This window comes from Candidatus Avelusimicrobium caledoniensis, from assembly GCF_902756455.1.
GTDB lineage: Bacteria > Elusimicrobiota > Elusimicrobia > Elusimicrobiales > Elusimicrobiaceae > Avelusimicrobium > Avelusimicrobium caledoniense.
In genome coordinates, this window is sequence record NZ_CACVRB010000002.1 from 37,804 (window position 1) to 50,928 (window position 13,125).

The 13,125-nt window shown below is 47.8% G+C and carries 14 protein-coding genes; 11 read left to right on the forward strand and 3 right to left on the reverse strand.

Going from position 1 to position 13,125, the window contains the following annotated elements:
- The first annotated feature begins 117 nt into the window (after positions 1–117).
- The 7 genes from mreC to ACQY2W_RS00880 are packed head-to-tail and all read left to right on the forward strand — an operon-like array spanning position 118 to position 8,404.
- On the forward strand, positions 118–897 hold the full coding sequence (mreC, locus tag ACQY2W_RS00850) for a rod shape-determining protein MreC (RefSeq protein WP_428048685.1): 780 nt from the start codon (positions 118–120) through the stop codon (positions 895–897).
- Positions 881–1,375, forward strand: coding sequence for a hypothetical protein (locus tag ACQY2W_RS00855; RefSeq protein ID WP_428048686.1), 495 nt, complete (start codon positions 881–883; stop codon positions 1,373–1,375). Before mreC ends, ACQY2W_RS00855 begins: the two co-directional genes overlap by 17 nt.
- 9 nt (positions 1,376–1,384) lie before the next feature.
- Positions 1,385–3,205, forward strand: coding sequence for a penicillin-binding protein 2 (gene mrdA, locus ACQY2W_RS00860; RefSeq protein ID WP_428048687.1), 1,821 nt, complete (start codon positions 1,385–1,387; stop codon positions 3,203–3,205).
- On the forward strand, positions 3,198–4,535 hold the full coding sequence (locus tag ACQY2W_RS00865; protein ID WP_428048688.1) for an FtsW/RodA/SpoVE family cell cycle protein: 1,338 nt from the start codon (positions 3,198–3,200) through the stop codon (positions 4,533–4,535). Before mrdA ends, ACQY2W_RS00865 begins: the two co-directional genes overlap by 8 nt.
- 30 nt (positions 4,536–4,565) lie before the next feature.
- Positions 4,566–5,237: a DUF2344 domain-containing protein gene (locus ACQY2W_RS00870; protein WP_428048689.1), complete on the forward strand. Its 672-nt coding sequence runs from the start codon at positions 4,566–4,568 to the stop codon at positions 5,235–5,237.
- 34 nt (positions 5,238–5,271) lie between these two features.
- Positions 5,272–6,726, forward strand: a complete 1,455-nt coding sequence (locus ACQY2W_RS00875; protein WP_428048690.1) for an Rne/Rng family ribonuclease — start codon at positions 5,272–5,274, stop codon at positions 6,724–6,726.
- Positions 6,727–6,736: 10 nt separating this feature from the next.
- Positions 6,737–8,404, forward strand: a complete 1,668-nt coding sequence (locus tag ACQY2W_RS00880) for an N-acetylmuramoyl-L-alanine amidase (protein ID WP_428048691.1) — start codon at positions 6,737–6,739, stop codon at positions 8,402–8,404.
- Positions 8,405–8,707: 303 nt separating this feature from the next.
- Here ACQY2W_RS00880 and ACQY2W_RS00885 read toward each other — a convergent pair whose 3' ends face one another.
- Positions 8,708–9,211 carry a type IV pilin protein gene (locus tag ACQY2W_RS00885; RefSeq protein WP_428048692.1) on the reverse strand — a complete coding sequence of 168 codons (504 nt, stop codon included), beginning with the start codon at positions 9,209–9,211 and terminating at the stop codon, positions 8,708–8,710.
- A gap of 88 nt (positions 9,212–9,299) precedes the next feature.
- Between ACQY2W_RS00885 and ACQY2W_RS00890 the strand changes: the two genes are divergently transcribed.
- From ACQY2W_RS00890 to ACQY2W_RS00905, 4 genes are all read left to right on the forward strand, one after another.
- A complete protein-coding gene (locus ACQY2W_RS00890; protein WP_428048693.1) occupies positions 9,300–9,536 on the forward strand; it encodes a helix-turn-helix domain-containing protein in 237 nt (78 codons plus the stop codon).
- Positions 9,537–9,555: 19 nt separating this feature from the next.
- Positions 9,556–10,089 carry a chromate transporter gene (locus tag ACQY2W_RS00895; protein ID WP_428048694.1) on the forward strand — a complete coding sequence of 178 codons (534 nt, stop codon included), beginning with the start codon at positions 9,556–9,558 and terminating at the stop codon, positions 10,087–10,089.
- Positions 10,086–10,610, forward strand: a complete 525-nt coding sequence (locus ACQY2W_RS00900; protein WP_428048695.1) for a chromate transporter — start codon at positions 10,086–10,088, stop codon at positions 10,608–10,610. The genes ACQY2W_RS00895 and ACQY2W_RS00900 overlap by 4 nt, the downstream gene beginning before the upstream one ends.
- A 72-nt stretch (positions 10,611–10,682) precedes the next feature.
- Entirely contained in the window at positions 10,683–11,417 is a 735-nt protein-coding gene (locus tag ACQY2W_RS00905) for a hypothetical protein (protein WP_428048696.1), read from the forward strand.
- A gap of 77 nt (positions 11,418–11,494) precedes the next feature.
- Here the strand turns inward: ACQY2W_RS00905 and ACQY2W_RS00910 are convergent, their stop codons facing one another.
- Together ACQY2W_RS00910 and ACQY2W_RS00915 are read right to left on the reverse strand one after the other, a co-directional pair.
- A complete protein-coding gene (locus ACQY2W_RS00910) occupies positions 11,495–12,181 on the reverse strand; it encodes a M48 family metallopeptidase (RefSeq protein WP_428048697.1) in 687 nt (228 codons plus the stop codon).
- Between the two features lie 229 nt (positions 12,182–12,410).
- On the reverse strand, positions 12,411–12,965 hold the full coding sequence (locus tag ACQY2W_RS00915; RefSeq protein ID WP_428048698.1) for a type IV pilin protein: 555 nt from the start codon (positions 12,963–12,965) through the stop codon (positions 12,411–12,413).
- Positions 12,966–13,125: the final 160 nt, after the last annotated feature.

Below are 13,125 nucleotides of genomic sequence, written 5' to 3' on the forward strand. Positions count from 1 at the left end.
TAAGGAATTTGTAGGATTATGGTATCGCCCCGCAGAAGAACGGCCCGAAAAATTTACACAGGTAGCCGTCGCCGGTTTTTATTTCCGGTATCGTTTTTGTTATTGTCTTTCCTTTTAATGATTTTACCGTTAGAGGGCTTTGTTGCGTCGGCCAAAACGGTGCTTTCGTACGTATTTATTCCGCAAGTACGTGTGGCGCACGGCTCGGTGAAATATGCACAAGGAGTGCGTCAAACGGTGCGTGAATTGTTAGATGCCCACCAAGAAAACCACCGCCTTAAACAACAACTTGAAATGAACCATCTTTTAACTGCCCAAGCCGAAACGGTGTTTAAAGAGAACGAACGCTTATCCCAGATTTTAGGATTACGGCCGACGACTCCGTGGCAAGGGGTGTGGGCCCGCGTTGCCTACCGGGAGCCCAGCCAATGGAATACGGTAATTATTGATAAAGGTGCCGCCGACGGTATTGAAGAACGCAGTGCGGTGCTTTCCGTAGAACAAGGACAAGAAGGGTTGGCCGGTGTCGTGGTAGAAGTGACGGAAAATACATCTAAAGTATTGTTGGTGCGCGATGAAGATTTTTCGGCCGCGGTAACCTTGGAAAAAGGTCAAGAAGAAGGGCTTTTAATTGGCGGCGGTACACACGCCGTACGTATTAAATATATACCGCTTCAAGCACAGGTGGAAAAAGGGGATAAAGTAATTACTTCTTCTACGAGTCGTATTTTCCCGGCGGGTATTTTGGTCGGGCATGTCCGTGCCGTGCGCGAGGATAGCAGTTTCCAAACCGCCCAGACGGTAGAAGTAGATCCGCTCGTGCGTTCTGCCGCAGTCAAAGAATTATTTGTCATTTTTAAGCAAGAGGAGCCAGCCCCGTATGTGGAAGATCTGTAAACTAATCACGCTGTTTGTTTTGGCAACCGTATGCCATTGGGGGTTTGCCACGTTGTTTTCGTACGTTGGTTTAAGTGTTAATTTTATGCTCGTGTTTGCCATGGCGTTTTGTACGGTAGCGCGGCTGGAAATCGGATACCCGGTAGCATTTTTCTGCGGGCTTTTCCTAGATTTCTTCGGGGCAAAACTGTTTGGCAATAATGCTTTTTCGTTTACGGCGGCGGCCTTAGTCGTTTATACGTTGCGTGAACGGATTGATTTTGCCAGTATCTTACCGCAAATTGTAATGGTATTTTTGACGACGTGCGCGGTAGGCGTGCTGAACAGTTTACTGCTGATGCGTTTTACTTCTTCGTCTTTATGGCCGGGCACAATTAGTTTGGTGGGCGGCGCGGCTGTGGGTGCTTTTTTGGCTCCGATTGTGTTTGCCGTAGTACGCTTTGTGTGGGTAGATTTATCTGCCGACGAACATCTGTAAAGGAAATACATGTCCGTTACAAAAGTTTTATTCAATATGCGCTTAAAGACCATGATGGTCCTTGCAGCCATTGCAGGGGTCGTCATTGCGCTGCGGTTGATTGATATTCAGATTTTACGTCATAATGCGTATTTGCAAATGGCGGAGCGCAACCGTACGCAGGTCCTTTATCAAACGGCACCGCGCGGCCGTGTGTTTACCTCGGACGGCATAGAAGTAGCTTCTAACGCGCCGGCGTTTAGTTTGTACTATCTCGGCGGTAAACAAGACAGCGCGTATTTGACCCGGTTGGCTACCGATTTTGCCCCGAGCTTGCGCGTTTCGCAAGAGGAATTGGAACATGCTTTGCAAGTAGGCGCGGCCAGCGGCAAGACGGTGCTGTTAGCCGAAAACTTATCTACCAAAAGCACGGTTGCGTTGCAGGAATTACAATACTACTATCCCGGTATTTATCTGATTGAAGAGACCAAACGGCATTATCCGTACGGTATTTTTGCAAGCCACTTATTGGGATATCTGGGCAATATGGACGAGCGCGAATGGCGTAAGCGCAATAATAAATTAGGATACCGTTTGACCAGTAAAATTGGCAAGAACGGTATTGAGAAAAAATACGAACAAGAGCTAAAAGGCAAAGACGGCGGTGTGTTTTTGGAAGTGGATTACCGCGGGCGTGTGAAAAGTATTATTGAAGACAAAAAATGGGCGGCCGGGTCTGATGTTTATTTAACCTTAGATTTTGCCGTACAACAAGCGGCAGAAGAAGGACTCAAAAATTCACTGACGGGCCGCGGCGCGGCCGTGGCCATTGACCCGCGCACAGGAGCCGTGCTTGCGCTAGCCAGTGCGCCGGCGTACGACCCGAATATTTTTGTGCCGTATATTGACGAAGAACAGCCCGCTTCTAAAAAAATCAGTGAATATAACTTAGCGCTGCAAGGTATTTATCCGCCGGCCTCTACGTTTAAAGTCATTACCGCGGCGGCGGCCTTAGAAAGCGGACTAATTGATCCGGCGCGCAAAGTCACGTGCACCGGTAAATATAATTCCGGCCCGCGTATTTTCAAATGTTGGGGAACGCATGGTCCGGTTGATTTTCTGGAAGGGATGAGCCACTCGTGCGATGTTTATTTCTATTCAGTGGCGTCTCAAATCGGTGCGGCGGCTATTGAACGGGTACAGCGTATGTTTATGTTCGGCCGCCCTACGGGTATTGACTTGCCCGGCGAAAAAGCAGGCAATTTATACGGTCCTACCCGTCGGGCACGTAATAAAACATATTGGTTTATCGGCGATACGCTCAATTTATCTATCGGACAGGGTGAACTGTTAGTTACTCCCATTAAGCTGGCCCAATTTGCTGCCGCCTTAGCCAGCCGCGGCAATATTTACCGTCCGTATTACGTGGAAAAAATTGTCAGTAACCAAACAGGGAGCGTGCGCCAAATCGGTCATACCGAAATTTTACAACATGCTGATTTGAAACCGGAAACGTATGACATGCTTTTTAAAGCTCTTAAATATACGGTGGATAACGGAACAGCCCGCCGTGCTAAACTTAAAGGATTTGATGTGTACGGCAAAACGGGAACGGCCCAAAATCCGCACGGGGAAGACCACGGTTGGTTTATGGCGTTTGCCGCACGGCCCGGCGAAGAGCCGGCTATTGCCGTGGCGGTTTTTGTGGAGTTTGGTCAAAGCGGCTCTGCCGCGGCCGGGCCGATTGCGCACGATATGTTAAAAGCGTATTTTGATAATCCGCACCGTGTGCTTGCTCCGAAAACACAGGACGATTACAACGAATTATTAGCGGGAGAAGAAAATGCCTAGTTTAAAGCAACTAGCTGCCGGAAGAAGCCGGATGGATTTTATTTTGTTAGGAGCCATGCTTGCCTTGGTAATACTGGGGGCGTTATGTATTATGTCTGCGGTAAATAGCATATCGTGGACCAACCCCGTTGTTCGCACCCACTTTGTGGCGTTGCCGATAGGCCTTTTGGCCTTTTTCATCGGCAAGAGTTTTAACTATCAAATTTACGATGAACAATGGAAAGCATTATATGTGTTTATCTTGTTATTGTTGGTGGGAGTATTATTGTTTGGATCGTATCAGCGCGGGTCGCGCTCGTGGTTTGTGTTACCGTTTTTTTCCATGCAGCCTTCCGAAATTTGCCGGGTGGCTACTATTTTGATGTCTGCTGCTTTCTTGGACCGTCGCGGCCGACGCATTCGTGATGTAACGTCCGTTTTTTACTTGTGTATTTTGCTGTTGCCGATTTTTGGACTCATTATGTTGCAACCCGATTTTTCTTCCGTGGTTGTTACATTACCCTCCATTATCATCTTGCTGTACTGCACGGGTATTAACGTATTTTACCTGTGGCTGATTGCTTTGTTGGCCGGGGTGGCGGGCTTTTTTACCGTATCGTGGACATACATTTATTTGCACCCGGAACTGTTGGAATATCCGCTGGTGCGAATATTTAACGAACTGGCGCACAACGGGTGGTATATTGCCGGCTTTGCCGCGATTATCATTTTGCTGGGTTATTTGGCCTGGTGGTTATTCAGGCAATTTCGTATTTACTTACCTTCTTTTTATTTTGTGCTTGCCACGCTTGTGGTATTGGCCGGACTGTTTGGCGGTATGTTTGTGGACCACCAAATGAAACCGCACCAACGCAAACGCGTAGAAGCTTTTTTGGCGCCCCGTTCGGATCCGCAAGGGGCCGGATATAACATTTTACAAGCGCAAATTGCCATGGGCGCAGGCGGTATTATGGGTAAAGGGCTTTTTTCGGGTACGCAATCGCGTTTGGGATTCGTGCCGGAACGTCATACCGATTTTATCTTAGCCGTGGTGGGAGAAGAACTTGGTTTGTGGGGGACCTTGTGCGTGCTGGGGCTTTATTTCATCATTTTGTGGCGCATTATTGCGGTAGCGTATGCTTCGGGGGATAGGTATGGCTATTTGGTCTGCGCCGGAATTTTTGGTATGTTCTTTACGTATATGCTTATCAACTACGGTATGCTTATAGGCATTGTGCCGGTAGCGGGGATACCGCTTCCGTTTATCTCGTACGGAGGTTCTAACCTAGTGGCCAGTTTGTGGGCGCTGGGGGTGGTGCAATCGGTGTATGGTCGCCGTTTGCGGGCATAAAAGATGAATTACACGCCAAAAAATTATAAAATGCGTATAGTGTTCCGGTGGAACGATGGACAAGCGGAACACCCGCACACGTTGCGTGCGATAAAACGCATGGTGCTTGACTCGGGTTTGCCGTATGAACCGTCCAAGTTTGTGAGCAGTTTGCCACGGCTGGCATACGGTCCGGCTCCCGCTAAAGGACAGCGTGCCGAGCGCGAGTACCTGGATATTTATTTACTGGAAAACCGCAACGCAGAAGAAGTGCGCGACGCGTTATTGCAAGTGGCTCCGGAAGGATTTGAAATTTTGCAATTAACGCGTGTGCCTTATCCGTTGCCCTCCGTGCAGAACTTGGCCGTAGCGGCCGAGTACCGGGTGAAGGGAGATTTTACCCAATTTATTTCATCGGGGCGGAAGTTGGAAGATTGGAACAGCATGGGTGACTTAACAGTTACCTTGCGTAATGAAAAAGGTGTGGTGTGCAAGCGTACCATTACGCCCGGGCTACTAGCGGCCCGCGTATGCGCACCGGACGAAGTTGCGCTGACTATCGGGCCGGTAAACGGTCAGTGGCAGCCGCCGCAATGGTTTATCGCCGCGTGGCTGGGGCAGGAAGTCCCGGCGGGCGAAGAACCCGTTACGGTAGCAGGTTTAGTTTTTATACGGAAGTGTTTTTATTGGCGAGATTCGCAAGGCGAACTCCACCCAATTTAATTTCAGGGGATATCCCCTAAGTGAGGATTTAGACATGAGTAAAATTATAGAAGGACTTCCCGTGGTGGAAGCATTAGTTAATACTTCTTTTGAAGAAACACGTATCGCCATTTTAGAGGACGGACGTGTCAACGAGCTGTTGTGGGAACGCCGCGGCGCGCTTAACATTGTGGGCAATATCTACAAAGGTACCGTGGAAAATGTGCTGCCCGGTATTTCCAGTGCGTTTTTAAATATCGGATATGAAAAAAATGCGTATCTGTATATTTCCGATGTAATCGGCGGCGACAAAAAGAACATTGATAAAACATTACACAAAGGCCAAGAAGTCATGGTGCAAGTAGTCAAGGATGCTATCAGCACCAAAGGGATGAAAGTAACCATGGATGTTACTTTGCCCGGCCGCTATTTGGTGTTGACGCCGCATCAAAGTTTTGTCGGTGTTTCCAAACATATTGAAGATTCCGAATCGCGCCATAAACTCAACGACATCATGCAAGAGTTGGCCGAAAAACATTTAAACGGTATGGGGTGTATCGTGCGCACGGAAGCCGAAGAAGCCACCAAAGACGAATTGGAACGCGAAGTCAAATACTTGTACCGCCAATGGCAATCTATTGTAAAGAAATTTGAAACCTCCCGTTCGCCCAAACTCTTGCACGAAGATATGGATGCCGTGCTCCAAGTGGCGCGCGATGTGCTGAGCGAAAATGCCAAAGTCTACATGTTAGACAACGAAAAAGATTACGAACGCGTGATGGAATTTGTCAGCAAAAACTCGCCGGAACTGGCTGACCGCGTGAAACTTTACAAAGGTAAAACACCGATTTTTGAAGCGTACGATGTAGAAAAAGAAATTGATAATTTGCGTAAAATCAAATTGCCGCTTCCTAACGGCGGAAGTATTATTATCCAAGAGGCCGAATCGCTTTGCGCTATTGACGTAAACACCGGCAAATTTACCGGCAATAAATCGCAAGAAGAAACGGTCACGCAAACCAACATTGAAGCCGCACAGGAAATCGCCCACCAATTACGCTTGCGTAACATTGGCGGTATTATTGTGATTGACTTTATTGATATGCGCAAGGCCTCCAGCCGCCACCGCGTGGTGGAAGCACTTGCGCAAGCCGTACGCGGCGACCGCGCCAAGATCCGCATTTTGCCTATTACCCGTTTGGGGCTCGTGGAAATGACGCGCGAGCGCAAACGTGCCAGCACGGGCAGCTTTATCAGCGAAGAATGCCCCCAATGCCACGGCTCGGGCCGCGTGTTGTCTGCCGAAAGTATGCGCATTAAAATTCAACGCGAAATTTACGATTTAACCAATGGCCGCCCCGGCGGGAATCTGCGCGTTGTTTTGCACCCGGTGCTTGCAGACGCCATTAAACTGCGCCAGAAAGATATTGAAGAAAATATCCACCGTTCGCTTAAAATTCAAGCCGATCCGCAACTGGCGTGGGAAGATTACAAAATCGTATTAGAATAACCGTAAACGTATGAAAGGGTTGCTGCGGTTTATCTGCGTGGTGTTGTGTGTAGCGGTACTGTCCGGTGTCTGTTTGGCACAGGATAAGGTGTCGTTTATTGTATCCGGCAAAAAGCAAGGTACGGTAGCATCCCTACAAAAAGATAACACTACGTATGTAGATTTGCAGAAAACCGCCCGCAAATTGGGCTTTAGTGTGGAATTGTTTGCCCGCTCTAAACAAGCTAAAATTACCGCGCGCGGTTTCTACGCTATTTTGACGGTGGGCTTGGATGAATTTATTCTCAACGCCCAAACGGTCCGGTTGTCTTCCCCGGTGCTTGTGAACGGGGGGGCGATATTTGTGCCGGCGGAGTTCTTTTTATTGCCGCAAGTGCAAAAAGCCGCGGGCAAAGAAATATCGTTTGCGGATGCGGCCTTTCAAATAGAGTCCCCGTATGATATGGCCCGTACCGATCAAGTGCTTTTAGCGGCGGAAAACCGTCTTGTTTTTATGCCGCGCCATCAATTGACGTGGTCGTCCGATTCGCCCAACGCGCATACGGTGGACGTAACTTTCCCTAACACGGCTGTCAAACGCGAAGAAAGCTTACGGTTAAAAACCGATTTTATTTCATCGGTTTCTATCCGCCAAGACCGGGCCGATACCAAAATGCGTGTGATTTTAGGTAAGAAAGCTAAACATTGGACGGTGGAAGAAAACGACGGAAAAATCTATTTTCGTGTGTCCGGTCAAAAATTAACGCCGCTCAAGGTTTCCCAACCTGAGCCGGTAGCTCCTTCACAGCCGGTTTCCGCACCCGCCACCGTGCAAGCCGCGCAGACAACAACCGAACCTGCAACGCCGTCTGTGGGGGGAGAAAAAGATGATTTTGAAGAAATGCCTTCCGCCGCGGCAGTAGTGTCTGCCGCTACGGCTCCGGCGATGTCTGCTGCTAAACCTACGCCGGTAATGAGTGCCGGCCCGGCAGCGGCAATTTCTTCTGCACGCAAAAAAATGCGTATTGTGGTAGACCCCGGCCACGGCGGCAAAGACCCCGGCGCGCTTCGCTCGCGCGTGCGCGAAAAAGACCTTAATTTGGCAGTAGCCAAAGAGTTATATAAACTGCTTAAAAAAGGAAATTTTGAAGTTAAAATCACGCGCGATAACGATACATTTATTGCTCTGTCCGAACGTTCCAAAATCGCCAATAGTTTTAAGGCCGATTTGTTTGTTTCCATTCACACCAATTCTTCCAAAAACCGCAGTGCTAACGGCTTTGAGGTTTATTTCCGCAGTGAAAAAGCAACCGACAAAGAAGCCGCCGAAACCGCCGCGTTGGAAAACGAAGCCATGCAATACGAAGAAGTGCATTATAATTTTGTGGATGCACTCTTGCAATCTTTGGCGAAAAACGAGTATATCAACGAGAGCTCCAAACTCGCCGGATATGTGCGAAACGAAGTGTATAAACAGCCGGGTATCGGCATCGGCGTCAATAAAAACAGCAGTGTGCGCCAAGCCAATTTCTACGTATTAAAAGGTGTGCAAAGTCCCGCTATTTTGGTGGAAATGGGCTATATCAGCAGTAACAAAGACCGCGGACGTTTAACGCAAAGCGGTGTGCAGAAAAAAATGGCGCAAGGGATCTACAACGGCATTTACAACTATGCCAAAAATGAGGGTTGGATCAATTAATTCCAGTTTGCAAATTTGGGCCATCTAAGGCCGACTTTCACTCGCGTACTTGCGGCCTTACCTGGCCTCAAATTTTCTTCCTGTGTTTCGCATTTTCCCGCTTGAAAACGGCTTTGATATCGCTTTCCACGAATAACCCCTAGGACGTCATCCTGAACTTGATTCAGGATCTCGTTGTGTCCTAGGGGTTATTCCTTGCTAACTCAAATGCCTATGCGCCCAACTAGCCAGCGCAACTTGGAGCGATTTTGAAAAATCATATAATCTTCTGCAGTGTTATTCTTTTGGGTGGCGGGCCGTTCCTTACGGGTTGGCACAAATCTTTTGCCCCAATGCCGTCGTGCCAGTACAAGTAATTTTTCCGGGGTTGGTAGAGTGATCCAGCCAAACACGGTAGGTAAATTCTGCGGCATTTTTGCACTGGTTGACCCGAATATTGGCCGCAGAATAAGAAGGACAATAATACGCATCAATAAAGTAATGTGAAGAACTGGCGTAGCTTTGTTCTGCTCCGATAAGATCTATGCTGAAGTAATCATTACACGCAAAGGTAGTTCCGTCGTCTCCTGTAATTACTTGACACGAACTTTCCGTAGGCAGTTCGTCCAAATCAAAAGCATATTCGCCGTTGGCTAAATAATACGCTTCTTGTGCACGTTTAATGTCCGCGATGACCGTTTTGATGTTGGCAAACCGCGCCTTAACAACCGTTTTTTGATACTGCGGCAACGCCACCGCCGCTAAAATACCGATGATTAAAACAACCACTAAAAGTTCAATAAGTGTAAATGCTTTTGTGTTCTCCATAAATCGCTCCTTTTGATGAAATCATTATAGCATAAAATGATACTTATAGTCCGTGTACTTATATAATGCAAACAGGTATTTTTTATCTATGAAAAATACCTATTCCAAACAAGACAAAAAGTATCTGCAACAATTCGGCGCGCGTGTGCGCGCTTTGCGTAAACAAGCCGGGTTTTCACAGGAAGATTTTGCACTGGAAATCGGGCTGGACCGCACGTACATGGGTGGTGTGGAACGCGGCGAGCGCAATTTGGCTCTTTTAAATATTCGCAAAATCGCCCGCGGTCTAAAAATAACCGAAAGCGAGCTATTAAAAGTGAAGTAGCAAATAGTAAAATAAAAATATGCTACTTTCTTTATTTTACGTATTTGCCAAAATCGGCTTGTTTACGCTGGGCGGCGGATATGCAATGCTCCCGCTCATGGAGCGGGAAATGGTGGATAAGCGTGCGTGGCTGACGCGTGAAGAATTTTTAGATACGATTGCCGTAGCCCAAGCTGCGCCGGGCATTATGGCTATGAACGTAGCGATTTTGGTGGGCTATCAACGCGCCCGCGCGCGCGGAAGTTTTTGTGCCGCGCTTGGGGCCGCGCTCCCGTCGTTTATCATCATTTTAGTGATTGCCGTTTTCTTTCAAACTTACCAAAATAACCCGGTTGTGAGCCGCATTTTTAAAGGCGTTCGTCCGGCGGTAGTGGCGTTAATTGCCGTGCCGGTTTTCCGTTTGGCGCGCGCGGCCAACATCGGTTGGAAAACCGTTTGGTTGCCGCTAAGCGTAGCGGGGTTGGTGTGGCTCATGCACGTGTCCCCGGTGTATGTGGTGTTGGCGGCGGGCGCGGGCGGTTATTTGCTTACCGTTAAACGGGAGGCCAAATGATTTACATAAAACTTTTTCTCACGTTTTTTAAAATCGGCCTATTTAATTTTGGCGGCGGATACGCGATGATTTCGTTCCTGCAAAACGAAGTTGTTTTCAAAAGCGGCTGGCTGACAACCGCCCAGTTTACCGATATCGTAGCGATTAGCCAAGTTACGCCCGGCCCCGTCGGTATCAATATGGCCACGTACACGGGTTACGCGGCGGCGGGTGATGCGTGGGGCGCGGTTATTGCTACGTGCGCGCTTTGTTTGCCGTCTTTTTTACTAATGATTTTTTTAGGAAAATTTTTGCTTAAAAACCAACACGCCCCACACGTGCAAGGGGTTTTGTCTGTCTTACGCCCGACGGTAGTGGGTTTAATTGCCGCCGCCGCGCTTCTTTTGTGCAATAGCGAAAATTTTATTGATTACAAAAGTGTTTTCTTTTTTCTCGTCGCATTTATATTGATTGCTTCACGCAAACTCGGCCCGATCGGCGTATTATGTTTGAGCGCGGTGGCGGGATTGATTGTTTATTAAAAAACACTTGTTAGTCTTGCCTAACTTTTGCTATAATACTTATATCCCAATTAAAAAGGAAAGGAAAATCAAATGAAAAAATTAGTTGTATGTTTATGTTGCATAGCGGTATGGGCGGGATTTAGCTTGCCTGCTTTTGCCGCATCAGAAAGTTTAACAAACCAAGTGGAGCGCGCCGCCGCTTTGGCACAATGGGGGCAGGCGTCTGCGGACTATGTAGTAGATATAGTGGCTTACCTGAAAAAAGAAGTGTTATTAAAAGACCGTATGTTGCGTTCTCCGCGCCGTCCGGCCAATCCCAATCAAGTGATTTCTGTGGAAAAAACAAAGCAAGCTTGTAAAGGGGTAGTAGTATCTAAAGGAACACGTCTTATTGTGCCCGCGGTATGCGTTACAAAAAAAGATTATACGTTGGAAACGGTAGCAATTCATTTGCAAACGGGCGTGCGGATAACGGTAACTCCGGCGGCAGTTATGACGGATGAAGATATCGCGTGGATTTCGGTCCCTTCGGACAAAACGCGTTCCGTGCCTTACGTGGCCTTTGAGCCGGTTGATGAAGGCAAATCGTTACAGGAGGTTTACGGTAACGATATGACACGTCATTTACAGCAGTTTTTCCGGGAACGCGGCGTAGTAGAACACCGGCGTTTGCGTCCGGGTTTGATCTACCGTGAACCGCGTTTGAAAGTTGGCGAGCCGTTTTTTTACAAAGGTAAATTAGTGGCGCTTGTCAAAAAACAAGTGCGGACGTATGGCGGACTTTTTGGCGGCGTATCGGAAGATGCGTTGGCTCTTATCCGTTAGAATTTGAGTTACGTCCTCTGTTTAGCCGCAGAGGTCTCCTATAAAAAACCGCCGGGCTTTGTGCCCGGCGGTTTTGTTTAAGGTCGTTCGGAATTTTCTTGCGGTTTATCTACCGTTGTTTCCTCTTGTGTATTATCCGGCGTCAGCGCGATGTTTATATCTTCAAACACGGCGTCTTTATGTTCGTTAAGCCAGCGGCGGTGGAGTTTATAATCGGGGGAAAACTGCCCTACTAAATTCCAATACTCTTCACCGTGATTCATAAATTTTAAGTGGCACAGTTCGTGGATGACTAAATAATCTTGCACCACCGTCGGCATTTTAACAATGCGGTACGAATAGTTGATATTTTTTTGTGACGAGCAACTGGCCCACAACGTGCGTTGGTCTTTTAATACGACGCGGTTATACTCTACGCCGATTTTTTCCGCCCACTCTTTTGTTTTTTGCGGTAGCACCTCGGCGGCTTTGTCGCGTAGCCACTGGGTAACCAGGGCTGAGGGGTTGCTGTCTTTACTTTGCAGATACACGTGGAAAACAGTTCCGTCAAAGGCAACGCCTTCTTCTTGGTCGGGCGTGATATACGTGCGCGCTTCAAATAAATCGCCGTTATAAAGCACCTTGTTGGCGGGGCTAGCCGCGGGTGCGGCACCGTCCGTTTGTGCGGAGGGAGTTTCGGCCGTGCCGAAGATTTCCGGCATTTCTTTTTTCAGACGTTCCAAAAATAGTTTTACGTCGCTAACTACACTTTGTGTATCTGCCATACCTTTATTATAGCAGTTTGGAGTATGTTACGGTTTGCACATTTGGGCCATTTTGCACCGACTTTCGCTTGCGTACTTGCGGCGCTGTGCGCCGTCCACAGGACGTACGCCACGCTCAACTTGCGGTGCAAACTTGCCTCAAATCTGCAAACCAGGGTTTTACTTCGCCTAAGTCCGTGGATGTGAAAATTACCGCCAACTTGCGTAAGGGGTATGCAAACGAAATTTGCTAGAGGAGGTACCAACGGTAACTGTAAGTACCACCTTTAGAGCCCTCGGGGGTGAATAACGACCACCCAACAAGAGATCCGTTGTATCCGGCCACGGCCTTGCACAATTGTTTAGCGTTATTATCGTCCTCTTTGGCAACACAAAAATTGTCTCGGCGGGGAGTGCCGGAAAAAACGCTGCTTGCGTGCTGAGAATAAAATGCAAAAGTATACTCGTTATTCCCACAGTTAATGGCCGGAGATAGGCCACCGTCCCGCAACATACAGCAATACATTTTTGCATTTGTCCCGCATGAGTGGGTCCCTACTTTGCTGACGGTAAACCCGCCGGGTAAATCTAATGCAAGTTCATCAAAATTATTCGGCCATTCATTGTTGGCTAAATAATACGATTCGGACGCTTTTATAAGTGTAGTAGCCATGGTACGCAAATTAGCAAAGCGCGTTTTGTTTACGGCGAGCGTATATTGCGGTAACGCCACCGCCGCTAAAATGCCGATGATTAAAACAACGACTAAAAGTTCAATAAGCGTAAATGCTTGTTTGTTTTTCATATTGTTTGCTCCTTGCTAGTTTTTCCGTCCCTTTATTATCGTTTTTTTTTTTGATGTGTCAAGGAAAATTTTTCAGCCCGGCGAGATTAAAAGGGGAAAAATGGGCCCAAAATAGCCCCAAAACAGGCGTAAAGAGTTCTTCGCTCTTGCAAAAATGTTT